This window comes from Burkholderia sp. MSMB1588 (assembly GCF_001546925.1).
Lineage (GTDB): Bacteria > Pseudomonadota > Gammaproteobacteria > Burkholderiales > Burkholderiaceae > Burkholderia > Burkholderia humptydooensis.
This window is the reverse complement of sequence record NZ_LNJS01000001.1, coordinates 720133-745568: the sequence shown is the minus strand read 5'-3', so window position 1 is coordinate 745568 and position 25436 is coordinate 720133. Positions and strand designations below refer to the sequence as shown.

Sequence of the window (25436 nt, the reverse complement as noted above, 5' to 3'; positions counted from 1 at the left end):
GAACCGCGCTCCCGTCGCTCGAGCGACACCCCGCGAACCGGCCGCCCGCAGCGCGAAGAGATTTTTCTCGATGCGTCTGTCAACCGAAAGGTGGATGGCACGTTAGACGACATGACTCCTATGCCGGGTCATTTGGTTAATTAACTAAAGCTGAGGAACACAACATGAACAAACTGATCGCCGCTCTGGTCGCTGGTCTCTTCGCAACGGCTGCTTTCGCGCAAGCTTCGGCTCCGGCCGCTGCTTCGGCTCCGGCTGAGAAGGCTGAAGCTGCTTCGGCACCGGCTAAGAAGGCCCACGCCAAGAAGCACCACGCCAAGAAGCATGCGAAGAAGGCGAAGGAAGCCAGCGCCGCTGAAGCCCCGGCTGCCGCTTCGAACTAAGTAAGCAATTTGTAAAACGCAGTCAAGAACAAGCTGTTGCCGTTCTTACGGCGTTACAAGGCAGATCACCGCGAGGCGATCTGCCTTTTTCTTTGCGTCGCCGTTTGCCCGCCTCGCGCCGCGCCCGATGTGCGCGCGACGCCGCGCTTCGCGTACCATGCGGGTCTCGAATTCCCGATAGGAGCCCTAGCCGTGCGATTTTCCCCGCGCCCTTCGCTCGCCCGACTCGTGCGAGCCGCCGTCCTTCCGGTCGCGCTCGCGCTCGCCGCGGGCGGCATGCATGCCGCGTCCGCGCAAACCGCGCAGTTGCCGCCCGGCGCGAAGCAGCCGGGCGAATTCCCGCGCGTGAAGCTGCGCGCCGGCATGTACGTGATCGATGCGGCCGTCGCGGCGAACGACGCCGATCGCGAGCAGGGTCTCATGTACCGTTCGCAGCTCGCGCCGAACGAAGGGATGCTGTTCGTGTTCAACGAGAACGCCGTCCATTGCTTCTGGATGAAGAACACGCTGATCCCGCTGTCGATCGCGTTCATCCGCGCGGACGGCACGATCACCGACATCGACGAGATGAAGGCCGAGACGACCGACAATCACTGTCCGCGCAACAACGGCGTCTATGCGCTCGAGATGAGCAAGGGCTGGTTCGCCGCGAAGGGCGTCAAGCCCGGAATGAGGATCGACGGGCTGCCGAAGCCGCAGTGACGCACGGCGCGGGCGATCGATGCACGCTGCCCGCCCCGCTCGCCTCCGTCCGACAAGCCGGCCGCGCGCCGGCTTTTTTTGCGCGCCGTTTTCGTGCGCGGCCGGCGCGACGGAACGAGCCGAACACGCCCGCCACGGTGCAGGACTTGATTGCCGATCCATCGCCCGCATCTGCAAAAGCCTCGAGCAAGCGCTATCCTTTAAGTCTCGAAAGAGCGACGGCGCCGGCCGCACCGGCCGGGCCGTTTTCGTCCAGAACCATCAGGAGGTTCACGTGCCCCGCAAAACCCCCATCGAGCGCTATCGCAATATCGGGATCAGCGCTCACATCGACGCCGGCAAGACCACGACGACCGAGCGCATCCTCTTTTATACCGGCGTGAGCCACAAGATCGGCGAGGTTCACGACGGCGCGGCCACGATGGACTGGATGGAGCAGGAGCAGGAGCGCGGCATCACGATCACGTCCGCGGCGACGACCGCATTCTGGAAAGGCATGGCCGGCAATTATCCGGAGCATCGGATCAACATCATCGATACCCCTGGCCACGTCGACTTCACGATTGAAGTAGAACGCTCGATGCGCGTGCTCGACGGCGCGTGCATGGTCTACGACTCGGTGGGCGGCGTGCAGCCGCAGTCCGAAACCGTGTGGCGCCAGGCGAACAAGTACAAGGTGCCGCGCATCGCGTTCGTCAACAAGATGGACCGCGTCGGCGCCGATTTCTTCCGCGTGCAGCGGCAGATCGGCGAGCGCCTGAAGGGGGTTGCCGTGCCGATCCAGATCCCGGTCGGCGCGGAAGAGCACTTCCAGGGCGTCGTCGACCTCGTGAAGATGAAGGCCATCGTCTGGGACGACGAGAGCCAGGGCGTGAAGTTCACGTACGAGGACATCCCGGCGAACCTCGTCGACATCGCGCACGAGTGGCGCGAGAAGATGGTCGAGGCCGCCGCCGAAGCCAGCGAGGAACTGCTCGAGAAGTACCTGACCGATCACAACTCGCTCACCGAGGACGAGATCAAGGCCGCGCTGCGCAAGCGCACGATCGCCAACGAGATCGTGCCGATGCTCTGCGGCAGCGCGTTCAAGAACAAGGGCGTGCAGGCGATGCTCGACGCGGTGATCGACTATCTGCCGTCGCCCGCCGATGTGCCCGCGATCCTCGGCCACACGCTCGACGACCAGCAGGCGGAACGTCATCCGAGCGACGACGAGCCGTTCTCCGCGCTCGCGTTCAAGATCATGACCGACCCGTTCGTCGGCCAGTTGATCTTCTTCCGCGTGTACTCGGGCGTCGTCGAATCGGGCGATACGCTGCTCAACGCGACGAAGGACAAGAAGGAGCGGCTCGGCCGGATCCTGCAGATGCACGCGAACGAGCGCAAGGAAATCAAGGAGGTGCGCGCGGGCGACATCGCGGCCGCGGTCGGTCTGAAGGAAGCGACGACGGGCGACACGCTGTGCGATCCCGCGAAGCCGATCATCCTCGAGAAGATGGAATTCCCCGAGCCCGTGATCTCGCAGGCGGTCGAGCCGAAGACGAAGGCCGACCAGGAAAAGATGGGGCTCGCGCTGAACCGTCTCGCGCAGGAGGACCCGTCGTTCCGCGTGCAGACCGACGAGGAATCCGGCCAGACGATCATCTCCGGGATGGGCGAGCTGCACCTCGAAATCATCGTCGACCGGATGAAGCGCGAGTTCGGCGTCGAGGCGACGGTCGGCAAGCCGCAGGTCGCGTATCGCGAGACGGTGCGCACGGTGGCCGACGACGTCGAGGGCAAGTTCGTCAAGCAGTCGGGCGGCCGCGGCCAGTACGGCCACGCGGTGATCAAGCTCGAGCCGAACCCCGGCAAGGGCTACGAGTTCCTCGACGAGATCAAGGGCGGCGTGATTCCGCGCGAGTTCATCCCGGCGGTCAACAAGGGCATCGAGGAGACGCTCAAGAGCGGCGTGCTCGCGGGCTACCCCGTCGTCGACGTGAAGGTGCATCTGACGTTCGGCTCGTATCACGACGTCGACTCGAACGAAAACGCGTTCCGCATGGCCGGCTCGATGGCGTTCAAGGAAGCGATGCGCCGCGCGAAGCCGGTGCTGCTCGAGCCGATGATGGCGGTCGAGGTCGAGACGCCCGAGGACTTCATGGGCAACGTGATGGGCGACCTGTCGGGCCGGCGCGGCATCGTGCAGGGGATGGAGGACATCGCGGGCGGCGGCGGCAAGCTCGTGCGCGCCGAAGTGCCGCTTGCCGAGATGTTCGGCTATTCGACGTCGCTGCGCTCGGCGACGCAAGGCCGCGCGACCTATACGATGGAGTTCAAGCACTACGCGGAAACGCCGTCGAACGTGTCGGAAGCGGTCATCAACGCGAAGCAGGTCGGGCGCGGCTGAACGGCGCGGCATCCGATGCCGCGCGGCCCGCGGCGCCGCCCGATCGATGAAAGCGAGCCCGTCCGGAAACGGACGGGCTTTTTTGCTGTGCGCATCGCCCGGACATCGGCGAAGCCACGGCGAGGCGTTCGCGGCCGCCGCGTCATGACGATCGGCTTCGCCGTCACGCTCGGCATCGCGCGGACCGCGTGCTCGCTGCGCGAGCGTTTCGCCACGTTTCACGACATCGGCGGCACGCTTGGCGCACCGAGTCCGCAACGTTGCCGCTCGTGCCGGCGCGCATGCGCGCCTCACGGCTTCGTCGCACGCCGGCTGCGTCCGCCGTTCCTGCTCGTCAGGACGAGCAGGCGCATGTCTGCGGTCGGCAGGCTGCCCGGCCGAGTTTCAATACTGAAACCAAAATCGGCACGCTTGCGATGTTCGCCAAGCAGGCGAGTCATGGGCAGCCGCGCGTCAGGGTCCGGCTGTTTCCCCGCGCCGTTCACGGCCGGCTGACGCTGATCGACTCGATGGACGACGTGCCGACCTTCCTCCTGACGTTTCATTTCAGAAACGAAACCGCTTCACCGATGTTTCAGCGCTGCGCTAGCAACGCACTCACGCCTTGCACGACGGGCGCGCGCGGCCAATGGCACGGTTATCGCAGAGAAGGGCTCGCACGGCGGGCCCGCGTACCGATCGACGTTGCCGACTGGTCACGCGCCAGTTCGAAGACGATCGTCGACTGAAACGGCAACGCATCGTTTGGCCCCTGGGCAACACGCGCATAAAGCCGCACGGCAATAGGAACTGCGCGCTTTGGGAGGCCAATGATGCACAAAATGAAACAACCGCTCCACGCGGCGGGACGATGCTATCGCGCGACCTTGCTGGCTGCGGCCGCATTCGCGTGCTGCTGCGGCTCGTATGCTGTCGCGCAAGAAACCACGCCTACGGGGCCGAGCGCCGTGCAGTCGCGCGACGAAGCGCCATCGTCCGCGCCGTTGCCAGTCGCGCAGAACGCGATGCCGGCCGGCACGCCGGACGGGGCCGCCGATGCAGACGTCACGATGCCGCTCGCGGAAGTTGCGTCGCCGTGCTCTGCCGATCCGCTCCCGTGCGGATCCGAGTTCCATCTCGCCGGCGGCGTGGGGGGCAATGGAGAAAGCGGAATCGGAAGCGGCGGCAGCGCGGGCAGCGGCCATGGAAGCGGCGGCAGCGGAGACGGCGGGAATGGCGCCGTCGGGCCTGCGGGGATCGGCGTCGGCGGGACGACGGGTTCGACCTCCGGCGGCGCGACCGGCACGGGTCGCGGCAACGGCAACTCCGCCGGCAATGCATCGGGCAGCGCGAGCTCCGGCGGCGGGACGTCGGGCCACGGCAGTTCGGGGGGCGGTGCTTCGGGCGGTGGCACTTCGGGCGGCGGTGCTTCGGGCGGCGGTGCTTCGGGTGGTGGTGCTTCGGGTGGTGGTGCTTCGGGTGGTGGTGCTTCGGGCGGCGGCACTTCCGGCGGCGGCACTTCCGGCGGCGGTACTCCCGGTGGCGGCACTTCCGGCGGCGGTACTTCCGGTGGCGGTACTTCCGGCGGCGGTACTTCCGGCGGCGGTACTTCCGGCGGCGGTACTTCCGGTGGCGGTACTTCCGGTGGCGGTACTTCCGGCGGCGGGCATTCCGGCGGCGGCACTTCCTCCGGCGGCGGTACTTCCGGTGGCGGCACTTCCGGCGGCGGTACTTCCGGCGGCGGTACTTCCGGCGGCGGTACTTCCGGCGGCGGTACTTCCGGTGGCGGCACTTCCGGCGGCGGTACTTCCGGCGGCGGTACTTCCGGTGGCGGTACTTCCGGTGGCGGCACTTCCGGCGGCGGTACTTCCGGCGGCGGCACTTCCGGCGGCGGTACTTCCGGTGGCGGACACTCCGGCGGCGGCACCAGTGGCGGCAACGGCGGTGGCAATAGCGGCGGCCACGGTAACGGTAGCGGAAATGGTGGCGGCACCAGTGGCGGTAATGGCGGCGGCAATGGCGGTGGTCACGGCAACGGAAGCGGCGGCAGCAATGGCGACGGTAACGGAGGCCATGGCAACGGCGGCGGACACGGAAACGGAAACGGCAGTGGTGGCGGAGGCAACGGTGGCGCCAACGGTGTTGGCAATGGCAATGGCGGCAGCAACGGCGGCCACGGTAACGGTAACGGCAATGGTGGCGGCACCAGTGGCGGCAATGGCGGTGGTCACGGCAACGGAAACGGCGGCAGCAATGGCGGCAGCAATGGCGGCGGTAACGGAGGCCATGGCAACGGCGGCGGACACGGAAACGGTCGGTGACCCAGCGCGCCGAGCGGCATCGCCGAATCACAGCATGTCGAGCGCGTCTGCTGCGCGGCGCACGGAAGCACGCGTCGAGCTGCGCGCGCTCGCATCGCTCGACACAAGATCGAACGCTGCGCGGTTTTCGTGCACGTGATCGATCCGTGCCGCGTAACACACCACAACCGCGCCAAGCTCGACACGCTCTGTCCAAGCGCCGCGCATCAACGCCGCATCGCGCAATCGCGGAACCTCATCGAGCGGCGAACGCATCGGCAGGCGCGTGTGATCGACAGAGCTATGGCGCATCGCCGGCATCCGGCGCGCGGCGAGCGATGGCAGCGGATCGAATTGCGATTCGCGCGACGCACCGCCCGCAGGTCGCACAAGCAAGCCGCTCGCCCGAACCGGCCGCCTTGCCTTGCCGCAGCGCGCGCGGCGCTACAGCATGTCGAGCGGCCGCTTGCCGCGCGGCGGCTTGAACTGCGCGTCGAGCCGCGCGAGCTCGCCTTCGTCGAGCACGAGATCGAGCGCCGCGCGATTGTCGCGCACGTGCTCGACGCTGCCCGCCTTCGGAATCGCCAGCACGTTCGGCTGCCCGAGCACCCATGCGAGCGCGACGCGCGGCGGCGACACGCCGCGCTCGCGTGCGATCTCATCGAGCGCCGTGCGCTTCGGCAACCGCATGTGATCGATCGGGCTGTACGCCATCGCCGGCATCGCGCGTTGCGCGAGCCACGGCAGCAAATCGAACTCCGGGCCGCGACGCGCGAGATTGTAGAGAATCTGGTTCGTCGCGCAGGCGTCGCCGCCCGCTTCGGCGACGAGTTCCTCCATGTCGTCGACGTCGAAATTGCTGACGCCCCAGTGGCGAATCTTGCCCGCGTCGCGCAGCGCCTCGAAGCCCGCGACCGTCTCCGCGAGCGGAACCGGGCCGCGCCAGTGCAGCAGATACAGATCGACGCGATCGGTGCGCAAGCGCTTCAGCGTCGCCTCGCACGCGGCGGCGACGCCAGCGCGGCTCGCATGCGGCGGCAGCACCTTGCTCACGACGAACAGCCGGTCGCGCACGCCGGCGAGCGCTTCGCCGACGAGCGTCTCGGTCGCGCCGTCGCCGTACATCTCCGCGGTATCGATGAGCGTCATGCCGAGGTCGACGCCCTCGCGCAGCGCGGCGATCTCGGCCGCGCGCTTCGCGGGCCGCTCGCCCATTTCCCAGGTGCCCTGCCCGAGCTTCGGTATGCGTTCGCCGCCGGGCAGCGCGACGGTTTCGAGCCTGCTGGTCATATCGCTCCTCGTCACGTGTGCGGGCGCGGCACGCGCTGCGTGCGGCCCGCGGGTGTTTCGTCAGTGTAACGATTCGACGCGCGCCGGACAGCATGGCGCGCAAAACCCGGCTATAACCGCGGCGCGTGATGTCTTAGAATGGCCGCACTGTTTTCTACGTCCACTCCATGAAGCCATCGACGGAAGACCGCTGGTCCGACCTGCGCCCCGACCCCGACAACGACACGCCGCTCTATCTGCAACTCGCCCGCAAGCTGGGCGACGCGATCCACGACAACCGCTGGGCCGCGGGCGAAGCGCTGCCTTCGGAACGGCTGCTCGCGGAATCGCTCGGCGTGTCGCGAATCACCGCGCGCAAGGCGATCGCGCTCCTCGTCGAGCAAGGGCTCATCCGGCGCACGCAAGGCGCGGGCAACTTCATTCAGCCGCGCTACGAGGATCCGCTGTCGCGACTGTCGAGCTTCAGCGAGATGCTCAAGCGCCGCGGCTTCACGCCGAGTTCGACGTGGCTGTCGCGCGACGTCCAGCCCGCGAATCGTGACGAGGTGATCCAGCTCGGGCTGTCGCCCGCCGCGTCGGTCACGCGCCTGAAGCGCCTGCGGCTCGCGGACGGCATCGTGATGGCCGTCGAGAACTCGACGTTTCCCGCAACGATCGTTCCCGATCCGCAGGCGATCGGCGATTCGCTGTACAGCTATCTCGAGCAGCGCGGCACGCCGATCGTGCGCGCGCTGCAGCACTTCCGCGCGGTCAACGCGACCGACGAGATCGCGCGGCAGATGGGCATCGCGCCGCACGACGCGCTCCTTCTGATCACGCGGATCGGCTTCACGCACGATCAGCGCGCGATCGAGCTGACCGACACATACTGTCGAAACGATTACTACGATTTCGTCGTCGAGCTGCGCAAGTAGGCGGCAAGCGCGCGTCACGGCAGCCAGCGCGGCGCATCGCGGCCGAATGGCGCGGGGCCGCACGAAAAGCGCGGCGGCGTCGCCGACAGCGTCTCCGCATGCCGCACGCCGCGCACCGCGCCGAACGGCGACGCGAGCGCGTCGTCGAGGCAGTCCCGCACGTCGTCGAGCGTCGTGTCGGGCACGCGCTCGCCGCCTTCGACAATGCCGAACGATTGCAGCCAGCGCCCAGTCTGCGCGAGCGACACGCGCACGTGCCAGCTTCCGCCTTCGTGCGCGCGACGCGCGAGCGCCGTCATCGCGCCGAACGCGGCGAGATAGCCGGTCGCGTGATCGAGCGCCTGACACGGCAGATGCCGCGGCGCGCGCCCGCCCGCTGCCCGCCGCTCGACCCACGCGATACCGCTCGCCGACTGCACGAGGCTGTCGAAGCCGCGACGCGACGCCCACGGCCCGTCATAGCCGTATGCGCACACCGATACGCAGACGATGCCCGGATGCCGCCGCGCGAGATCATGCGCGCCGAAGCCGCGTGCGTCCAGCGCGCCGGGCCGGTACGACTGCACGAACACGTCGGCTTGCGAGGCAAGCGCATCGAGCGTCGCGCTACCCTGCGCGTCGCGCAGATCGACGAACGCCGCACGCTTGCCGCGGCCGTTGTCGATCGCGAATGCGGGAATGTTCGGCAGATGCGGGCTCGTGACGACGAGCGTCTGCGCACCATGCGCGGCGAGCGTGCGCGCCGCGACCGGCCCCGCGATGATCCGCGTCAGATCGAGCACGCGCACGCCAGAAAGCGGCTGCCCGGCCGCATGCGGGCCCTCGTCTGCCCCCTCGTCCGCCCCCTCGTCCGCCCCGATCGGCCGCGGCGGCGCATCGCCGGTTCGCTCGATCTCGACGAGCGGCCGGCGCGCGAGCGCGCGCGCGTGCTCGTGCGCCTGCCATTCTTCCGGAGACCGAATCAGTGCCGCGCACAGGCCCGCATCGGCGAGCGCCGCTTCCAGCGCGTCGCCGTCCCAGCCGCGCACCGCCGCCACCACCCGCGCGCGCTCTTCGCCGCAACCGAGCACGTCGAGCGCGCCTCGCAGGTGATGCGGGAAATTCGCATGCAACTGAATCCACCGCGCGTCGCGCGTCTCGTAGAAGCCGGTGACGGGATGCCTCGGCTCGGGCGGCGCGCGACCGTCGACGCGCAGATACCGCTCGCTGCGAAACGCCGCGAGCGCGTGCCGCACCGATACGCGAACCCGCTGCGCGCGAGCCGTCCGCACACGATCGCATTCGGCGGCGGCGAGCCCCGCCGCCGCGATCGACGCCGCAGCAAGCGTGCCGATTCGATGAACCGACGGCAAGCACGGATCGCCGCCGTCGAGATCGACGCGTTCGAGCGCGGCCGGGTCGCCGCCCGCGAGACGCCACAGATGCGTCAATGCGTGCCGGGGAGTCATCGCATCGGCCTCGCCGTGGTGAACATTGAAACGAGTCTAGAATGGCGCGCGGACGCATTCAATCCCGATTGCGAGCCTCCGTGCTCGACGAACGGCCGCCGCGCGAGCGTCGCGCGCGCATCGCCCCGATCGTCCGTCCGCCCTTCGACCGAGGAACCGCCGCCATGTCCCGCTTGAGCGCGAACGAAGCCGCGCAACTGCTCGGCGTCAGCGTGCCGACCCTCTACGCGTATGTGAGCCGCGGCCTGCTGCGCTCGCGCGCCGACGGCGCGAGCAGGCGCCGCTATTACGACGCCGACGAGGTTCGCCTGCTCGCGCGCCGCCGCGCGGACGCGAAGCGCGCGGGGAACGTCGCGGAGCGCACGCTCGATTGGGGCGTGCCCGTCCTCGAATCGCGCATCACGCAGATCGCAAACGGCACGCTGCGGTATCGCGGCCGCGATGCGATCGCGCTCGCGACGGCGGCGACGCTCGAAGAGACCGCCGCGCTGCTGTGGGAGTGCCCGCCCGCGCGCTTGCAAGCGGCGCCCGGCGTCGGCCCGTCGTTCGATACGGCGCGCTGGCTCGGCGCGCTCGATCCGTGGCGCGATCGGTCGCCGCTCGAGCGCGCGCTCGCGCTGCTGCCCGTCGCCGCGCCCGCGACGCTGTCCGATGCCGCCCGCGTTTCGCCGTCGGCCGACGATGCGCCGCCGCGTGACGCATCGCCCGACATGCCGGCTCCCGCCGCTGCTCCCGCCGCCAACGCCACCGCCGACGCCGACGTCCGACGCCGCGACGCCCAGCTCGACGAAGCCGCCGTGCTGCTGCGCGTCGCGACGGCCGCGCTCGCGGCGCGCGCGCCGTGCGCCGAGCCCGTGCATCGGCAGTTCGCCGCCGCATGGCAACTGACGGACCCGCGCGACGCCGAGCTGCTGCGGATCGCGCTCGTGCTCTGTGCCGATCACGAGCTCAATCCGTCGACGTTCGCCGTGCGCTGCATCGCGTCGACGGGCGCGCCGCTGTTCGGCGCGATCGCGGGCGGCCTCGCCGCGCTGTCCGGACCGCGCCACGGCGGCGAGACGCGGCGCGTCGCGGCGCTCCTCGACGGCGCCGCGCACGCGCGCGATCTCGACCGCTACGTCGCCGCGCGGATCGCCGCGTACGAACGCGAGCCGGACGCGCGCACGCGGCTGCCGGGCTTCGGCCACCCGCTGTATCCGGACGGCGACCCGCGCGCGACGCTGCTCGTCGACGCACTCGCCGCCCGCGCGAACCCGAACGCCGCGCTCGACGGCGCGCTGTCGCTCGTCGACGCGGCGCAAGCCGCGCTCGGCGACAAGCCGACGATCGATTTCGCGCTCGTCGCGCTCGAGCGCACGCTCGCGCTGCCGCCGGGCGCCGCGTTCGCGCTGTTCGCCGCCGGGCGCGTCGCCGGCTGGATCGCGCATGCGCTCGAGCAGCGCGCCGACGGCAAGCTGATCCGGCCGCGCGCGCGTTACGTCGGCGTCGACCAGGCGGCCTGAGCGCGCCAGACGGCCGCCGGTCCGGATAGCCGGGTACGCAGGTGCGGATTTCGCGCATGGCCTGCTCCGCTCGTGAAAGTCCTTCGATATCCCGATGATTCATCGCGATGCGCGCGCGTCGCCCCATGCACGCCTGCGCGCGCCGCTCGCTGCACGCATCGCCGGCTTTCCCTACAATGTCGGCTGCCCGCCCGAACGCGCCCGCAGCGCCCCGCTTTCATGCTCCAAGCCCCGCCCGCCGCCCCGAGCGAGAAATCGCTGACCGTCATGCTGTGGCTCGTCGCCACCGGTTTCTTCATGCAGACGCTCGATGCGACGATCGTCAACACCGCGCTGCCGTCGATGGCCGCGAGCCTCGGCGAATCGCCGCTCAGGATGCAGTCGGTCGTGATCGCGTACTCGCTGACGATGGCCGTGATGATCCCCGTGTCCGGCTGGCTCGCGGATACGCTCGGCACGCGCCGCGTGTTCTTCAGCGCGATCCTGGTCTTCACGCTCGGCTCGCTCCTGTGCGCGAACGCGCACACGCTGCCGCTCCTCGTCGCGTTCCGTGTGATCCAGGGCATCGGCGGCGCGATGCTGCTGCCCGTCGGGCGGCTCGCGGTGCTGCGCACGTTCCCCGCCGAGCGCTATCTGCCCGCGCTGTCGTTCGTCGCGATTCCGGGCCTGATCGGCCCGCTGATCGGGCCGACGCTCGGCGGCTGGCTCGTGAAGATCGCATCGTGGCACTGGATCTTCCTGATCAACGTGCCCGTCGGCATCGCGGGCTGCATCGCGACGTTCTATTCGATGCCCGACGCGCGCAACCCGGCCGCGGGCCGCTTCGACCTGAAAGGCTACCTGCTGCTCACGATCGGGATGATCGCGATCTCGCTGTCGCTCGACGGCCTCGCCGATCTCGGCATGCAGCACGCGATGGTGCTCGTGCTGCTGATCCTGAGCCTCGCGTGCTTCGTCGCGTACGGCCTGTACGCGGTGCGCGCGCCGCAGCCGATCTTCTCGCTCGAGCTCTTCAGGATCCACACGTTCAGCGTCGGCCTGCTCGGCAACCTGTTCGCGCGGATCGGCAGCGGCGCGATGCCGTATCTGATCCCGCTGCTGCTGCAGGTGAGCCTCGGCTACGACGCGTTCGAGGCAGGCCTGATGATGCTGCCCGTCGCGGCCGCGGGGATGTTCTCGAAGCGGATCATCACGGTGCTCATCACGCGCCACGGCTACCGCCAAGTGCTGCTCGCGAACACGATCATGGTCGGGCTGATGATGGCGAGCTTCGCGCTGATGAGCGACGCGATGCCGGCATGGCTCAAGATCGCGCAGCTCGCCCTCTTCGGCGGCTTCAACTCGATGCAGTTCACCGCGATGAACACGCTCACGCTGAAGGACCTCGGCACGGGCGGCGCGAGCGGCGGCAACAGCCTGTTCTCGCTCGTGCAGATGCTGTCGATGAGTCTCGGCGTGACGGTCGCGGGCGCGCTCCTCGCGACCTTCACCGGCATGATGCGAAGCGTCACGCCGACGCACACGCTGCCCGCGTTCCATGCGACGTTCGTGTGCGTCGGCCTCATCACCGCCGCGTCCGCGTGGATCTTCGCGCAGTTGTCGCCGGACGTGCGCGGCGCCGCGCGGCGCAAGACCGATCCGTCCGAGCGCGCGTGACGCGGGCGGGACTGCCGCGCGGCCGGCATGGCCGCGACGGCGCGCTCGAGATGGCTGGCGGGCGAGCGGGATTTCGCATCGCCGTCGAAGGAGGCCGTGTGCGGCCGCTTCGGCGCGGTTGCGGCGCGCGCGCGACGGACCGGCCCGCGCGAACGCACGCGCCTGCCCGGACGTCGCTGCGGCCGGCCCTACGCCCCTCGGCTCTGTTCGCCTCCGGCCGTTCGGGCATCCGAGCGCTTCGACACCCGAGCGCGGCGCCTTCGAGCGTCCGATTGTCGCAGCGCGCCCGCCGCGCGCCGGTCCGGCGCATGTCCGGACGCGCCTCGCGGCATCCCGGCGAACTGCCCGAACGCCGCGCGCCGCGCCGCCGCGACGCACGGCGCACCATGCGAGTGCACCATGTCCGCGCTGCGCGCGAAGCGGCGGCGCGCCAGCGCGCCTTTTTGCGCATGGTTCTTGCTCACCTATTCTGTAGGTAAACTGACGGTTCTCAAGCAGCCGAATCATGAGCATGATCGACATCGATCCCCCCAGCTTCCAGTCGCCGCGCCCGATCGCGGGCGACGACGGCAACCGGCGCACCGTGCTGTACGGCGACTACACCGTATTCAGCGTATTCCAGCCGGTCTTCTCGGTGTCGCATCGCCGTGCGATCGGCTACCACGCATCGCTGCGCGCGCACGATTCGCACGGCAACCAGGTGCCGTCGCACGAGGTGTTCACGCAGGCCGCGCGCCGCGGCGATCTGCTCGAACTCGGGCGGCTCGCCGAATCGCTGCATCTCGGCAACTTCCACACGTTCGACAGCCATGACGAATGGCTCTTCCTGAGCCTGCATCCCGCCGCGCTGATGGACACGGTCTACGGCGACGCGCTCCTCGCGAACCTGAAGGCGCTCGGGCTGCCGCCGCAGCGCGTCGTGCTCGAGGTGCCCGAGCAGGCGGGCGGCGAGACGCCGCGCTTCGCGGCGATCGTCGACGGCCTGCGCAAGGCGGGCTTCCTGATCGCGCTCGGCGGCTTCGGCGCGAAGCACTCGAACATCGATCGCGTCTGGCACCTGCATCCGGACATCGTCACGCTCGATCGCGGCATCCTCGCGCAGGCGAGCGAGCATTCGCATCTCGAGCGCGTGCTGCCCGGCCTCGTGTCGCTGCTGCACGAATCGGGGCAGCTCGTGCTGATGGGCGGCATCACGACCGAGCGCGAAGCGCTGATCGCGCTCGAATGCGACGTCGATTTCGTGCAGGGGCAGTATTTCGCCGGGCCGAGCGTCGAGCCGGTGCAGCCGCAGGTCGCGGCAGGCATCATGGATACGCTGTCGGCCGCGCTGCGGCTGCGCGTCGCCGAGCGCTCGCGCGCGCAGGAAGCCCGCCTCGCGCCGTATGTCGCCGCGCTGCTGCGGGCGGGCGCGCTGTTGCGCGAGGGCCGCGACCTGACCGAAGCGTCGAAGGAACTCCTCGAGCTGCCCGAGGCCGCGCGCTGCTTCCTGCTCGACGCATCGGGCCGGCAGATCGGCGACAACGTGCTGCCGCGCGTGCATGCATCGCAGCGCGCGAAGCGCTTCAGCCCGCTGCTGCATTCGGAAGGCGCGAGCTGGGAGCGCCGGCCGTACTTCATCGAGGCGATGCGCGTGCCGGGGCGCGTGCACTTCACGCCGCCCTATCTGTCGATCAACGAAGCGCACCTGTGCGTGACGGCGTCGATCGCGACGCCCGCCGCGCAAGGCATGCAGGTGCTGTGCGTCGACATCAACTGGGAAGCCGCGGCGCACCGCGACTAGCGGGACACGGCCGAGCGCCGGGCGCCCGTCGCCCGGGCGTTCGCGCGGCTGACGCGCGTCATGCGCGTCATGCACGTTAGCCGGCCGCGGCCGCGCGCCTTCTCACGACGAGCCGATGCACGCGCTTGCCGGACGATTCGCTCGTCCGCTCATGCTCAAACAGCACGTCGCACGCATCGCCGAGCGCCGCGTGCACGCGCTTGGCATCGACCACCTCGTAGAGCCGCCCGCGCCCGTCGCGCTGCGCGTCGCCCGTCGTCACCCGCCAGCTCAGATACAGCGTGCCGCCCGGCGCGAGCAGCTCGACGAGCCGCGCAACCGCCGCATCGACGTCCGAAGCCGGCAGATGCATGATCACCGTCTCGCACAGCACGTTGCGAAACGCGCCGGACGGCACGCCCGCGAGCGCCGGCAGCAGCGCCTGCTCGAAGCGCAGCGCCGGATGGCTGCGCCGCGCTTCGGCGACAAGCGACGCGCTGCCGTCGTAGCCGCAAGCGTCGAAGCCGCGGCTCGTGAGCCATGCGACGTCGCGCCCCGCGCCGCAGCCGACGTCCGCGGTCGGCCCGGGCTCGAAGTAGCGTTCGAGCAGCGCATACATGTCCTCAGGCGCCGGTTGTTCGTCCCATTCGCGTGCGTAATCGGCCGCGTGGCGGTCGTATGCGTCGAGTGTCGTGCGATCCATCGTCGTCTCCTCGGTTGGCGGTCGCGCGCCGGCTCGCCGGGGCGGGCACGCGCCGCCGTCATATTAATCGGGATGGGCTCTTCACGCTTCGGACATCGCGGCGTCGCGGTGACGGCCAACGCGATGCGGCGGCCACGCGTCCGGGATGTCGGCGAGGGCCGACGCGCCGTCGCGCCGACTAATTGCGTCGATGTCGACGGCTCGATGCCCGCATCGATTGCCATCCGCGAACGACGTTCGACGTCATCGGCAGGCGAGCGTCGACGATCGGCAATGACGCGTCCGGGCGGACCGCGCACGCCGAACGACCGTCTCCCGCGGCCACGAGCGATCCACCGCGCCCATGCCGACAACCGCACGGCGACACGGCCGCGCGTGCGCGTCGCGAGGGCCTGCCGGCCGATGCGCGCGAAGCACCCGACCGCCTCCCGGCGCTACCCCGCCCGCGCCGCCGCGCGCAATTCGGCGAGCAGCGCGTCGCCGCCCCACGCGGGCCGCGCCTGCGAGCGCTCCGCGTCGTGGACGAGCGCGCAAAGGCGCGCGTTGACGGGCGCCGCGCGTCCGAGCTGGCCGGCCAGACGCACGATCTCGCCGTTGATCCAGTCGACCTCGGTCGTCCGCCCCGCCGCCAGATCGTCCGACATCGACGAACGCGCGAGCGGATCGATCTCGAGCATCTTCCGGCCGAGCCGCGCGAACAGCGGGTCCGGCACGCCCAGCACCCGCGGCACCCATGTGGCGGGCAGCGGCGTGAGCCGCGCGGGGCGGACCCCGGCCGCCGCCAGCAGGCGCAGCGCCTCGATTTGCGCCAGCGCGAAGCAGCGCCGATAGCTGCGCGCCGCGAGCTCTTCCTTCAGCGGCCGGTTCGCGAGCGCGTTGATCGCGTTGTTGAGATTGAGCAGCAGCTTCGCCCACTGAACCGCGCGCATGTCCGCGCACGGCACGAGCGGCAGCCCCGCGCGCGCGAACGCATCCGCGAAGCGCCGCAGCGCGGGCGCGGCCTCGACCCGCAACTCGCCCGCCGTGCCCTGGTGGAACGCGCCCTCGCCGCGCGCGATCACGTTGAACGGCACCATGCCGGCGAGTACGGTTGCGTCGGGCAGCGCAGCGCGCAGCGCGTGCGCGTTGCGCACGCCGTTCTGAAAGCTGATGACGACCGCGTCGGGCCGCGCGATGCGCGCGAGCGCGGCGCCGGCGGCGGGCGTCGCGGCCGATTTCACCGTGACGAGCACGAGCTCGGCCGATGCGGCCGCCGCATCGGCCGTCGAGAACGCGATCGCGGACGGCGGCACGCGCGCGTCGCGGCCGCGGTAATCGGACAGCGCGAGCCCATGCGCGCGCAACTCGCGGCCGATCCGCTCGCGGCCGATCAGCGCGACATCGGCGCCGCCCGCTAGCAGCCGGCCGCCGATATAGCAGCCGACCGCGCCCGCGCCATAGACGCAAATCGCCGCCATCGACGCGACTCAGACGCGCGCGTTGCGCGCGCCGACGCGCACCGGCCCGGCGCGCCGCTCGACCTCGTCGCGCACTTCGCCGCGCAGCCCGGCGAAGAACGCGACTTCGGCGACGACGAACAGCGGGCCGACGACGAGCCCGATCAGGTCGTCGACGAACGCGGGCTTGCGGCCCTCGAAGTAATGGCCGACGAACTGGATCACCCAGCCGGCGAAAAAGAGCCCGAGACCCGCGCCGAGCCAGAGCGCGGTCGTCTGCGCGGCGAGCGCGCGGCCGGCCCAGAGACTCAGCGCGAGCAGCGCGGCCATCGCGACGCCGAAGCGCAGATCGAACCGCAGGTAGAAGAGCGCGGCCGCTAGCGCGACGAGCGCCGCGGGCGTGAGCGCGAGCGCGCCCCATGCGCCGAACGCCGGCCGCGACAGCAGCACCGTCACCGCGACGACGATCATCGGAATGCCGACGAGATGCGTCGCGATGTTGCGCGCGTCGCGGTGATAGGCCGCGTACTGCGCGAGTTGATCGACCAAGGTTCTCATCGTGTCTCCTCCTGCTTCTGATGCGAGTGAGCGCTATCATGCCCGTCACGCGACGTTTTCTCTGTCAGCTACCCGACACCGCGACGGCCGATGCATCCGCTCTTCGAACCCTATCGCCTCCAGCTCGACACGCACCCGTGGTTCGGCGCGCTGCCCGCCGCGCTGCGCGAGGCGCTCGTCGCGGCCGCGGTGCCGCGACGGCTCGCGTCGGGCCAGGTGCTGTTCCGCCGCGGCGACGCGCCGTGCGGGCTCTACGCGGTGCTGAGCGGCGCGCTGTCGGTGGGCGCCGTCGACGCGAGCGGCAAGGAAGCGCTCCTCACGGTGGCCGAGCCGACGACGTGGTTCGGCGAAATCGCGCTCTTCGACGAGTTGCCGCGCACACACGACGCGATCGCGCTCGAAGACGCGCTGCTGATGCACATTCCACAAGCTGCGCTGCAGCAACTGCTCGACGAAACGCCGCGCTACTGGCGATATTTTGCGCTTTTGATGGCGCAGAAGCTGCGCATGTCGTTCATGAACGTCGAGGCGCTGACGCTGATGCCCGCCGCGCAGCGGCTCGCGGCACGGCTGCTGATGATCGCGGAAGGCTACGGCGGGATCGGCACGCGGCATCGGCGGGTCCGGCTGTCGCAGGAACGGCTCGGCGCGATGCTGTCGCTGTCGCGGCAAACGGCGAACCAGTTGCTGAAGGATCTCGCGGCGCGCGGCGTCGTGAGGCTGCACGTCGGCGAAATCGAGATCGTCGATCTGGATGCGCTGCGCGCGGCGAGCGGCGCGGGCGATGCACGAGCGGACGGCAACGCAAACAGCGCCGCCGGCGACGCCAACCGCACAGACGCGTCGCGCGCTTCGCGCCGCCGATCGTAATCGCGCAAGCGGCCGCGGCAACGGCGGATTCGGAATCCGAATCGATATCGATCGAGATCGGGGCCAGCACCGGCAAGAACGAATGCCGTCGCCAACGCGCTTCGTCGCGCAATACGCATGTCCGCCGATGCACGCAACGGCGCGCGCGCCGCAAACCTATCCGTCGCCGCGTCGCCACGCGCCCGCCAATCCGGTCGGCGATTTTCCCACAACGCACACGCGAGCCCGCTATCATCGCGCTTCGCTCCTCTCGCACCTTCATGCGCGGCCGCCATCATATGCACGCCTCCCGCTCCACCATCGGCCGCGCCTGGCCGGTCTTCGTCGCGTTCCTGCGCCTCGGCGTCACGTCGTTCGGCGGCCCGATCGCCCACCTCGGCTATTTCCGCGACGAATTCGTCGTCCGCCGGCGCTGGCTGAGCGAGCGCAGCTACGCGGACCTCGTCGGCCTCTGCCAGTTCCTGCCCGGCCCGGCGAGCAGCCAGGTCGGCATCGCGATCGGCCTGTCGCGCGCGGGCTACGCGGGCGCGCTCGCCGCGTGGGCAGGCTTCACGCTGCCGTCCGCGCTCGCGATGATCGCGTTCGCGTACGGGATCGCCGGCGCGGCAGGCCATGCGCTCGCGCCGGGCGCGCTGCACGGGCTGAAGATCGTGTCGGCGGCCGTCATCGCGCAGGCCGTCTGGGGCATGGCGCGCAATCTGTGCCCCGACGCGCGGCGCGTGACGATCATGACGGCCGCGACGGGCGTCGCGCTCATCGCGCCGTCGACATGGACGCAGCTCGCCGTCATCGCAAGCGCGGGCTGCATCGGGCTGCTGCACGTCGCCCCCGCGCGCGACGGCGCGCACGATCCGCTGCCGATCTCGCTCGGCCGCCGCGCCGGCGCATGCTGCCTCGTGCTGTTCGCCGCGCTGCTGGCCGGCCTGCCGCTCGCCGCGCGCGCGTCGGGCAGCCACGCGCTCGCGATCGTCGACGCGTTCTACCGCGCGGGCGCGCTCGTGTTCGGCGGCGGACACGTCGTGCTGCCGCTGCTGCAGGCGTCGGTCGTCGCGCCCGGCTGGGTCGGCGGCCAGACATTTCTCGCGGGCTACGGCGCCGCGCAGGCCGTGCCCGGCCCGCTCTTCACGTTCGCGGCGTTTCTCGGCGCGTCGATGAAAGACGCGCCGTCGGGCTGGCTCGGCGGCGCGCTCGCGCTCGCCGCGATCTTCGCGCCGTCGTTCCTGCTCGTCGCGGGCGCGGTCCCGTTCTGGGAGCGCTGGCGAACGAACGCACGGATGCAGGCGGCGCTCGCGGGCGTCAACGCGGCCGTCGTCGGCCTCTTGCTCGCCGCGCTTTATCAGCCGGTGTGGACGGACGCGATCCTCGCGCCGCGCGACTTCGTCGCGGCGCTCGTCGCGTTCGTCGCGCTGACGTTCTGGCGCGTGCCGCCGTGGATCGTGGTGATCGTCGCGTGCGTCGCGGGGTGGGTCGTCTTTTCGGCTTGACGCACTTGATGCGCTTGACGGGTCCGTCGATCGCGCGCCGAGCGCGGCGATCGGTTCACCCTCGTCGAACGCGCGCCGCCGCTGCCGGACGATCGCAGGCGCGACAGCGGCCGCGCATCCGGCCACAGCGTCGCCGCGCGTGCGTCGCCGTGCGGATGACGAGACGAAGAAACGAAATTCGGGGAAAGCCATGAACGCGGATCGCGCGGACGTTCCTTGCGATGCGCATCCGATCCGAGACGAGCAGGCGCAATCGCTGCGGCCCGCCCGCACCGCCGTCGCCGGCCGCGCGGACGAGCCGGGCCCCGGTCAAAGGCGCCCGGCGGCAAGCACGCAGTCCGGCCGACGCTCGCCGCCGCCTGCCGGACTCACGCGCCGATCAGGGGAACGCCTTCATCCCGAGCAACGCCGCGACCGCAAACCCGGAGACGTTCGTCTCCTGATCCGGCGAGCCGGGGTAGTCGTGGATGCCGTGCGTCCGCGGATCGAGCACGTTGTTCACGATCCATGGCAGCGTCGTCGACGGCGCCTGCATGCCCTGCGTCGGCGCGCCGAGCAGCAGGATCACGTCGGACAGCGCGTACGCGGGGTCGGTCGACGGCGAGCGGATGCTGCCGTCGGCAGCCGTCTGGTTGGTCATCCACTGGATCGAGCCGATGCTCTGCGAATTCGAGCCGAACACCCACGGCAGGTAGCCCTGCGGGAAGATCGTATCGATGCCGAGATCCGCGTCGAGCGGCGCGCCCGTGTCGCGGCCGACCGAATAGCGCTGCGCGTCCGCCATGTAGAACTGCGACGGCACGTTGTTCCTCAGGAAAGCCGCCTTTGCCGCGTAGTTCGGATTGTCCGGAAACAGCAGCGCGCCCGCATTCATGCCGAGATAGACGTCGCCCTGATCCGCCGCGTACTCGTATGGCCAGAACTGCCACGTGGTGCTGCCGACGGGCAATTGCCACGAGCTGCCCGAGTAGCCGCTCGGATTGATGTTCTTCGCGAGCACGAAATCAAGCGCCGCGCGCGCATTGGCGCCGTACTGCGTGACGAGCGCCGTGCTGCCCGTCAACTGTCGGTCGAGATAAAGCAGGTAGACGAACAGCGCGGACGTCGCGTCCACGCCGCGCACGTCGGCAATCCCGGTGCCCGGCGACGTCGCAATCGCAGCGTACGGCGGCGTCATCGAGTAGGCATAGCGCCAACTGCCCCGCCAGGCCGGATCGGTCATCTCCTCGCGCGCGGCGAGCCACGCGATGCCCTTCTCGAGGCCGGTCAGGTACTTCGCGTCATGCGTCGCGCCGTATGCGGCCGCGAGGCCGATCAGCGCGTACTCCATGTCGGAGTCCGTATTGGCGGTGTCCGTGCCCGCCTCGTCCGGAATCGCGCCGTTGATGTCCTGCTGAGCGAGGATGAAATCCGCGATCTGCAGCGCCATCGTGCTCTGCGTGCCGGTACTCGTGCTGCTCGTGGTACTGCTGGTGGTGCTGGTCGTGCCCGTGGTGCTCGACGTGCCGGTACCGCTCGATGTGCCCGAGCCGTGCGGCGATTTGAAGGCGCTGGCGCCGGGTGCGCCGCCCGAGCCGTCGGAGCCGCCGCAAGCGGCGGTCATCAGCGTCACGGACGCGCAAAGCGTTGCGCCGATCAAGGTACGAGTGCCTCGTAAGAGTGCCATATTGTCTGTCTACCTTTTCTACAAGCAAAGAAAAGTACCGCGCCCCCCCGGACGCGACGGCACACTGAATGCCGGGCGACAGCGAGATCACCGCCGCCCGGCGAAATCGGGCATGGCAAGCACAACGCCATGCCCCGAAAACAACGATGGGATCGCGCCCGCTCACGCGAAGCGCGCGCTGAACGAGCGAACTCGCCGGCCGCCGCGATTCGTCCCCCGACGAGCGGATGCGCTTCGCTCGTCGATGCCGACATTCACGGCTACCGGCCAATCCGCTGAAGGAATGGCAACCTGATGCAAGTAGGGTGGGCCCCCGTTAAAGACGAAAAAAAAGCCCTCCGATGGAGGGCTTGTTCGCCGAGACTGATTCGAGATCTCGTCACTATGTATCGCTCGATTTTTTCCGAACTGTAATCGTCAGATGACGGGCGCGCCTTAAGCGAAGTTCTTCGCGGCGAAGTCCCAGTTCACGATGTTCCAGAACGCTTCGACGAACTTCGGACGCGCGTTGCGGTAATCGATGTAGTAAGCGTGCTCCCACACGTCGATCGTGAGGAGCGGCTTGTCGGCCGTCGTGAGCGGCGTGGCCGCATTGCTCGTCGACACGATGTCGAGCGAACCGTCCGCCTTCTTCACGAGCCACGCCCAGCCCGAGCCGAACGTGCCGACCGCCGCCTTCGTGAACGCTTCCTTGAACGCGTCGAACGAGCCCCACTTCGCGCTGATCGCGTCGCCGAGCGCGCCCGTCGGCGCGCCGCCGCCGTTCGGCGACAGGCTGTTCCAGAAGAACGTGTGATTCCAGATCTGCGCGGCGTTGTTGAAGATGCCGCCCGACGACTTCTTCACGATCTCTTCCAGCGGCAGGCTCTCGAATTCCGTGCCGGGGATCAGGTTGTTCAGGTTCGTCACATAAGCCTGGTGATGCTTGCCGTAGTGATACTGGATCGTCTCCTGCGAGATGTGCGGAGCGAGGGCGTCTTCAGCGTACGGCAACGGCGGGAGCGTATGAGCCATGATCGGTTCCTTCGAAGTGTATGTAGGGAGGACAGTGTTGGGTGCCGCGGAACGCCCGATTGTAGGCGAGTCCGAATAACCCCGCAAACTCGCGGGCCTTTATCCGTCTCATCCGAAAAATCGACGCTCGCGCGGCACGCGCGACGCGCGAACCGGCACGCGCAAGACGCGCGACGTCCGCGTGCCGCGCGTGCGTCGCCGGGTCAGAACGGGTCAGAACGTATCCGAAAGACGCGGTTGCACATCGGCGAGCGACACGTCGGCCGAGCCCTCGGCGAGATGCACGGTCAACCGGCGCTGCGGCTTGAGCGCCGCGGGCGCGCGCACCGCGCGGCCCGTCTGCGCGTCGATGATCGCCGCGTAGCCGCGCTCCAGCGTGCGTTGCGGGCTCAGCACCTCGAGCCGCGCCGCGCACGCGGCGACGCGCGCGGTGTCGCGTTCGAGACGCCGCTGCAGCGTCGCATCGAGCCTTTGCGCGAACGTCGCGAGCACCTGCCGCGCCTGCGTGACGTCGGGCCGCGCGCGCTGCCAGCGCAATTGCACGAGCGCGAAACGCGCGCGCGCGTCGCGCACGGGCCGCGCGCCCGCCGCCGCGAGCCGCGCGGCGAGTTGCCCCACGTGCATGGACTGGCGCTGCAGGCGCTCGGCCGGGCTGATCAGGCGGCGCGCGAGCCAGTCGAGCTGCTGCGCGCGCGAGTCGAGGCCGCGCCGCAAGCCGCGCGCGAGCGCGTTGCGCCGGTCGCCCAGCTCGCGCAGCAACAGCGCGCGCTGCGGGCTCACGAGCTCGGCCGCGCCGGTCGGCGTCGGCGCGCGCACGTCGGCCGCGAAATCGGCGATCGTGAAATCGGTCTCGTGGCCGACGCCGCAGACGACGGGCACGTCGCTCGCCGCAATCGCGCGCGCGAGCCCCTCGTCGTTGAACGACCACAAGTCCTCGATCGAGCCGCCGCCGCGGCAGACGATCAGCACGTCGACCTCGCGCCGCGCGTTCGCGGTCTCGACCATCGCGGCGAGCTTCTCCGCCGCGCCCGCGCCCTGCACGGGCGCCGGATAGACGATCACCGGCACGTGCGGCGCGCGGCGCGCGAGCGTCGTCAGCACATCGCGCAGCGCGGCCGCCTGCAGCGACGTGACGATGCCGATCGCGCGCGGATGCGTCGGCAGCGGCCGCTTGCGCTCGGGCGCGAAGAGCCCTTCGGCCTCGAGCTGCGCCTTCAGCCGCAGGAACGCTTCGTAGAGCCGCCCCTGCCCGGTGCGCCGGATCGCCTCGACGTTCAGTTGCACTTCGCCACGCGGCTCGTACATCGTGACGAGCGCGCGCACTTCGATCTTGTCGCCTTCGCGCGGCATGAACTCCGCGTGTTGCGCGCGGCCGCGGAACATCACGCAGCGCATCTGCGCCTGCTGATCCTTGATCGAGAAATACCAGTGGCCGCTCGCCGCGCGCGTGAAGTTCGACACTTCGCCCGCGACCCACAGCAGCGGGAACGTGCGCTCGAGCATCGTGCCGATCGCGCGGTTGAGCGCGGACACGGGAATGACGCCGTCGCCCGCGGGCGCGCCGCCGGAGCCGGCAAAGGTGGTTTCGGAATGCATGGACGGTCGGAAAATTTCAGGCGCCCAACGATAGACCGCCTCGGCGCGCGCGGCAAGCCGCGCGTGCGGGCCGCCCAGGTGTCCACACGGCGCGCGAAACGGGGACGGGGTTGTAACAATCGCCCCGAAACCCCTGATGATTTCGATCAAATGCTTGATTTCAATGGTTTTTTTATCGAGCCCAACACGCATTGCGCCGACTGGAAGCCCGCCGCACGGCCTTGACGAACGCTTCGACGCGGAGTTTTTCACAGAGTTATCCACAGGCCGTTCACGCACGCGGCCATGCGGCGCGCACCGCATGCCGCGTCCGCGCGACTTGCGGGCCGCGCGGCGGGCGCGCTAGAGTGCCGCCTTTCGAAGACCCCGCGGCCGCCCGCCGCCATCCGGAGAAACCGTGTTGACGAATCCGTCCTCAGCCGCGCCGCGCGGCGCCTCGCGCATCGCGTCATGAGCGCTCGGCCGGGATTGCTCGCGCGCGCCGAAGCGCGCCTCACTCGCGAATGGCAGCGCCGCGGCGCGCTCGCGTGGGCGCTCGCGCCCTTCGCATGCGCGTTCGGCGCGATCGCCGCGCTGCGCCGCGCCGCCTATGCGCGCGGCTGGAAGAAACGCGTCGACTGCGGCGTGTCCGTCGTCGTCGTCGGCAACGTGACGGTCGGCGGCACCGGCAAGACGCCGACGGTGATCGCTCTCGTCGACGCGCTGCGCGCCGCGGGCTTCACGCCCGGCGTCGTGTCGCGCGGCTACGGCGCGAAGATCGTCGCGCCGACCGCGGTCACGCCCGAGTCGCCGCCGCAGCGGGCGGGCGACGAGCCGCTGCTGATCGCGCGCCGCACGCTCGCGCCCGTGTGGGTGTGCCCGGACCGCGTCGCGGCCGTGCGCGCGCTGAAGGCCGCGCACCCCGAAGTCGACGTCGTCGTGAGCGACGACGGCCTGCAGCACTACCGGCTCGCGCGCGCAGTCGAGATCGTCGTGTTCGATCATCGCCTCGGCGGCAACGGTTTCCTGCTGCCGGCCGGGCCGCTGCGCGAACCGCTGTCGCGCCGCCGCGACGCGACGCTCGTCAACGATCCATACAGCCGCGCGCTGCCGCCGTGGCCCGACACGTTCGCGCTCGCGCTCGCGCCCGGCGACGCATGGCATCTCGATCGGCCGTCGCGCCGCAGGCCGCTCGCGCAGTTCGCGGGCGAGCGCGTGCTCGCGGCGGCGGGCATCGGCGCGCCGGAGCGCTTCTTCGCGACGCTGCGCGCGGCGGGCGTCACGCCCGCGACGCGCCCGCTGCCCGACCACTACGCGTTCGCCACGAACCCGTTCGCCGACGATCATTTCGACGCGATCCTGATCACCGAGAAGGATGCAGTAAAATTGGGGACTTCGTGGCGCGACACTCGCATCTGGGTCGTCCCGGTCGAAGCCGCGCTCGATCCCCGCCTTATCGCTCTCGTTGTGGAGAAACTCCGTGGACGCACGTCTGCTTGAAATCCTCGTCTGCCCGATTTGCAAGGGCCCGCTCCACTACGACCGCGGCGCGCAGGAGCTCGTCTGCAACGCCGACAAGCTCGCGTATCCGATCCGCGACGGCATCCCGGTGATGCTCGTCGACGAAGCGCGGCAGACCGTCGAAGGCACGCCGGTCGATCCGGCCGGTCCGGCCCAGGGCCGCTGACGCACACGCGGCGCGCCCGCCGCCGTCGCGCCGTCCGGGCGCTCGCGCCAGGCCGGCGCCCGCCCGATCCAACGCCGCTGCCCGCATGTCACGCGGGCGCATTTTTCGAACCCTTTGCGCT

Annotated in this window: 23 protein-coding genes; 14 read left to right on the top strand and 9 right to left on the bottom strand. The window is 70.0% G+C overall.

The window, feature by feature from the left end; translation table 11 throughout:
• The first annotated feature begins 164 nt into the window (after window positions 1-164).
• The 5 genes from WS92_RS32255 to WS92_RS15085 all read left to right on the top strand — a co-directional run bounded on the left by WS92_RS32255 (window position 165) and on the right by WS92_RS15085 (window position 5774).
• Window positions 165-383, top strand: coding sequence for a hypothetical protein (locus WS92_RS32255; protein ID WP_071810810.1), 219 nt, complete (start codon window positions 165-167; stop codon window positions 381-383).
• Window positions 384-575: 192 nt separating this feature from the next.
• Window positions 576-1085, top strand: a complete 510-nt coding sequence (locus tag WS92_RS15105) for a DUF192 domain-containing protein (protein WP_043282056.1) — start codon at window positions 576-578, stop codon at window positions 1083-1085.
• A gap of 274 nt (window positions 1086-1359) precedes the next feature.
• The gene (gene fusA, locus WS92_RS15100) at window positions 1360-3474 is read left to right on the top strand and encodes an elongation factor G (RefSeq protein WP_059932065.1); all 2115 of its coding nucleotides are present in this window, start codon (window positions 1360-1362) and stop codon (window positions 3472-3474) included.
• A gap of 260 nt (window positions 3475-3734) precedes the next feature.
• Complete coding sequence (locus tag WS92_RS35830) at window positions 3735-4202, top strand: hypothetical protein (protein WP_156443001.1); 468 nt, start codon at window positions 3735-3737, stop codon at window positions 4200-4202.
• Between the two features lie 84 nt (window positions 4203-4286).
• Window positions 4287-5774 carry a hypothetical protein gene (locus tag WS92_RS15085; protein ID WP_061083894.1) on the top strand — a complete coding sequence of 496 codons (1488 nt, stop codon included), beginning with the start codon at window positions 4287-4289 and terminating at the stop codon, window positions 5772-5774.
• Between the two features lie 27 nt (window positions 5775-5801).
• On the opposite strand, the gene WS92_RS15080 is transcribed toward WS92_RS15085, so the two are convergent.
• Complete coding sequence (locus WS92_RS15080) at window positions 5802-6029, bottom strand: hypothetical protein (protein ID WP_156521402.1); 228 nt, start codon at window positions 6027-6029, stop codon at window positions 5802-5804.
• Between the two features lie 168 nt (window positions 6030-6197).
• Window positions 6198-7043 carry an aldo/keto reductase gene (locus tag WS92_RS15075; protein WP_059932061.1) on the bottom strand — a complete coding sequence of 282 codons (846 nt, stop codon included), beginning with the start codon at window positions 7041-7043 and terminating at the stop codon, window positions 6198-6200.
• 167 nt (window positions 7044-7210) lie between these two features.
• On the opposite strand from WS92_RS15075, the gene WS92_RS15070 reads away from it, so the two are divergent.
• On the top strand, window positions 7211-7957 hold the full coding sequence (locus tag WS92_RS15070; RefSeq protein ID WP_015600055.1) for a GntR family transcriptional regulator: 747 nt from the start codon (window positions 7211-7213) through the stop codon (window positions 7955-7957).
• A 14-nt stretch (window positions 7958-7971) separates the two neighbouring features.
• Here WS92_RS15070 and WS92_RS15065 read toward each other — a convergent pair whose 3' ends face one another.
• Window positions 7972-9405 (bottom strand): CoA transferase, encoded by a 1434-nt coding sequence (locus WS92_RS15065; protein ID WP_059932059.1) that lies wholly within the window; start codon window positions 9403-9405, stop codon window positions 7972-7974.
• Between the two features lie 164 nt (window positions 9406-9569).
• Here WS92_RS15065 and WS92_RS15060 point away from each other — a divergent pair, with 164 nt between their 5' ends.
• The 3 genes from WS92_RS15060 (at window position 9570) to WS92_RS15045 (ending at window position 14343) form a co-directional block, all read left to right on the top strand.
• A complete protein-coding gene (locus WS92_RS15060) occupies window positions 9570-10907 on the top strand; it encodes a citrate/2-methylcitrate synthase (RefSeq protein ID WP_059932230.1) in 1338 nt (445 codons plus the stop codon).
• Between the two features lie 219 nt (window positions 10908-11126).
• Complete coding sequence (mdtD, locus tag WS92_RS15055; protein ID WP_009911484.1) at window positions 11127-12563, top strand: multidrug transporter subunit MdtD; 1437 nt, start codon at window positions 11127-11129, stop codon at window positions 12561-12563.
• 505 nt (window positions 12564-13068) lie between these two features.
• The gene (locus WS92_RS15045) at window positions 13069-14343 is read left to right on the top strand and encodes an EAL domain-containing protein (protein WP_006024793.1); all 1275 of its coding nucleotides are present in this window, start codon (window positions 13069-13071) and stop codon (window positions 14341-14343) included.
• Window positions 14344-14419: 76 nt separating this feature from the next.
• Here the strand turns inward: WS92_RS15045 and WS92_RS15040 are convergent, their stop codons facing one another.
• The 3 genes from WS92_RS15040 to WS92_RS15030 form a co-directional block, all read right to left on the bottom strand.
• Window positions 14420-15025 carry a class I SAM-dependent methyltransferase gene (locus WS92_RS15040; RefSeq protein WP_059932056.1) on the bottom strand — a complete coding sequence of 202 codons (606 nt, stop codon included), beginning with the start codon at window positions 15023-15025 and terminating at the stop codon, window positions 14420-14422.
• A 434-nt stretch (window positions 15026-15459) separates the two neighbouring features.
• A complete protein-coding gene (locus WS92_RS15035) occupies window positions 15460-16482 on the bottom strand; it encodes a 2-dehydropantoate 2-reductase (RefSeq protein WP_015601956.1) in 1023 nt (340 codons plus the stop codon).
• A gap of 9 nt (window positions 16483-16491) precedes the next feature.
• On the bottom strand, window positions 16492-17019 hold the full coding sequence (locus WS92_RS15030; RefSeq protein WP_059932054.1) for an Mpo1 family 2-hydroxy fatty acid dioxygenase: 528 nt from the start codon (window positions 17017-17019) through the stop codon (window positions 16492-16494).
• 90 nt (window positions 17020-17109) lie between these two features.
• On the opposite strand from WS92_RS15030, the gene WS92_RS15025 reads away from it, so the two are divergent.
• Window positions 17110-17889, top strand: a complete 780-nt coding sequence (locus WS92_RS15025) for a Crp/Fnr family transcriptional regulator (protein WP_006024789.1) — start codon at window positions 17110-17112, stop codon at window positions 17887-17889.
• 278 nt (window positions 17890-18167) lie between these two features.
• Window positions 18168-19373 (top strand): chromate efflux transporter, encoded by a 1206-nt coding sequence (gene chrA / locus WS92_RS15020; RefSeq protein WP_059932228.1) that lies wholly within the window; start codon window positions 18168-18170, stop codon window positions 19371-19373.
• Window positions 19374-19752: 379 nt separating this feature from the next.
• Here the strand turns inward: chrA and WS92_RS15015 are convergent, their stop codons facing one another.
• From WS92_RS15015 to xseA, 3 genes are all read right to left on the bottom strand, one after another.
• Entirely contained in the window at window positions 19753-21039 is a 1287-nt protein-coding gene (locus tag WS92_RS15015) for a hypothetical protein (protein WP_041861751.1), read from the bottom strand.
• A 435-nt stretch (window positions 21040-21474) separates the two neighbouring features.
• Window positions 21475-22053: a superoxide dismutase [Fe] gene (gene sodB / locus WS92_RS15010; RefSeq protein ID WP_006024786.1), complete on the bottom strand. Its 579-nt coding sequence runs from the start codon at window positions 22051-22053 to the stop codon at window positions 21475-21477.
• Window positions 22054-22266: 213 nt separating this feature from the next.
• Window positions 22267-23649, bottom strand: coding sequence for an exodeoxyribonuclease VII large subunit (gene xseA, locus WS92_RS15005; protein WP_006024785.1), 1383 nt, complete (start codon window positions 23647-23649; stop codon window positions 22267-22269).
• Between xseA and WS92_RS37190 the strand changes: the two genes are divergently transcribed.
• The 3 genes from WS92_RS37190 (at window position 23644) to WS92_RS14995 (ending at window position 25315) form a co-directional block, all read left to right on the top strand.
• Window positions 23644-23874 (top strand): hypothetical protein, encoded by a 231-nt coding sequence (locus WS92_RS37190; RefSeq protein ID WP_082743727.1) that lies wholly within the window; start codon window positions 23644-23646, stop codon window positions 23872-23874. The two genes, xseA and WS92_RS37190, sit on opposite strands and share 6 nt — an antisense overlap.
• Window positions 23875-24099: 225 nt before the next feature.
• On the top strand, window positions 24100-25128 hold the full coding sequence (gene lpxK / locus WS92_RS15000; protein ID WP_059932052.1) for a tetraacyldisaccharide 4'-kinase: 1029 nt from the start codon (window positions 24100-24102) through the stop codon (window positions 25126-25128).
• On the top strand, window positions 25109-25315 hold the full coding sequence (locus WS92_RS14995) for a Trm112 family protein (protein ID WP_006024783.1): 207 nt from the start codon (window positions 25109-25111) through the stop codon (window positions 25313-25315). The genes lpxK and WS92_RS14995 overlap by 20 nt, the downstream gene beginning before the upstream one ends.
• Window positions 25316-25436 lie beyond the last annotated feature (121 nt).

What these genes read in the sequence shown, in the direction of transcription:
- WS92_RS32255 (WP_071810810.1), top strand. Translation starts at nt 165, where the DNA reads ATGAACAAACTGATCGCCGCTCTGGTCGCTGGTCTCTTCGCAACGGCT.
- WS92_RS15085 (WP_061083894.1), top strand. Translation starts at nt 4,287, where the DNA reads ATGCACAAAATGAAACAACCGCTCCACGCGGCGGGACGATGCTATCGC.
- WS92_RS15080 (WP_156521402.1), bottom strand. Translation starts at nt 6,029, where the DNA reads ATGCGTTCGCCGCTCGATGAGGTTCCGCGATTGCGCGATGCGGCGTTG.
- WS92_RS15075 (WP_059932061.1), bottom strand. Translation starts at nt 7,043, where the DNA reads ATGACCAGCAGGCTCGAAACCGTCGCGCTGCCCGGCGGCGAACGCATA.
- WS92_RS15070 (WP_015600055.1), top strand. Translation starts at nt 7,211, where the DNA reads ATGAAGCCATCGACGGAAGACCGCTGGTCCGACCTGCGCCCCGACCCC.
- WS92_RS15065 (WP_059932059.1), bottom strand. Translation starts at nt 9,405, where the DNA reads ATGACTCCCCGGCACGCATTGACGCATCTGTGGCGTCTCGCGGGCGGC.
- WS92_RS15060 (WP_059932230.1), top strand. Translation starts at nt 9,570, where the DNA reads ATGTCCCGCTTGAGCGCGAACGAAGCCGCGCAACTGCTCGGCGTCAGC.
- mdtD (WP_009911484.1), top strand. Translation starts at nt 11,127, where the DNA reads ATGCTCCAAGCCCCGCCCGCCGCCCCGAGCGAGAAATCGCTGACCGTC.
- WS92_RS15045 (WP_006024793.1), top strand. Translation starts at nt 13,069, where the DNA reads ATGAGCATGATCGACATCGATCCCCCCAGCTTCCAGTCGCCGCGCCCG.
- WS92_RS15040 (WP_059932056.1), bottom strand. Translation starts at nt 15,025, where the DNA reads ATGGATCGCACGACACTCGACGCATACGACCGCCACGCGGCCGATTAC.
- WS92_RS15035 (WP_015601956.1), bottom strand. Translation starts at nt 16,482, where the DNA reads ATGGCGGCGATTTGCGTCTATGGCGCGGGCGCGGTCGGCTGCTATATC.
- WS92_RS15030 (WP_059932054.1), bottom strand. Translation starts at nt 17,019, where the DNA reads ATGAGAACCTTGGTCGATCAACTCGCGCAGTACGCGGCCTATCACCGC.
- WS92_RS15025 (WP_006024789.1), top strand. Translation starts at nt 17,110, where the DNA reads ATGCATCCGCTCTTCGAACCCTATCGCCTCCAGCTCGACACGCACCCG.
- chrA (WP_059932228.1), top strand. Translation starts at nt 18,168, where the DNA reads ATGCACGCCTCCCGCTCCACCATCGGCCGCGCCTGGCCGGTCTTCGTC.
- WS92_RS15015 (WP_041861751.1), bottom strand. Translation starts at nt 21,039, where the DNA reads ATGGCACTCTTACGAGGCACTCGTACCTTGATCGGCGCAACGCTTTGC.
- sodB (WP_006024786.1), bottom strand. Translation starts at nt 22,053, where the DNA reads ATGGCTCATACGCTCCCGCCGTTGCCGTACGCTGAAGACGCCCTCGCT.
- WS92_RS37190 (WP_082743727.1), top strand. Translation starts at nt 23,644, where the DNA reads ATGCATGGACGGTCGGAAAATTTCAGGCGCCCAACGATAGACCGCCTC.
- xseA (WP_006024785.1), bottom strand. Translation starts at nt 23,649, where the DNA reads ATGCATTCCGAAACCACCTTTGCCGGCTCCGGCGGCGCGCCCGCGGGC.
- lpxK (WP_059932052.1), top strand. Translation starts at nt 24,100, where the DNA reads ATGAGCGCTCGGCCGGGATTGCTCGCGCGCGCCGAAGCGCGCCTCACT.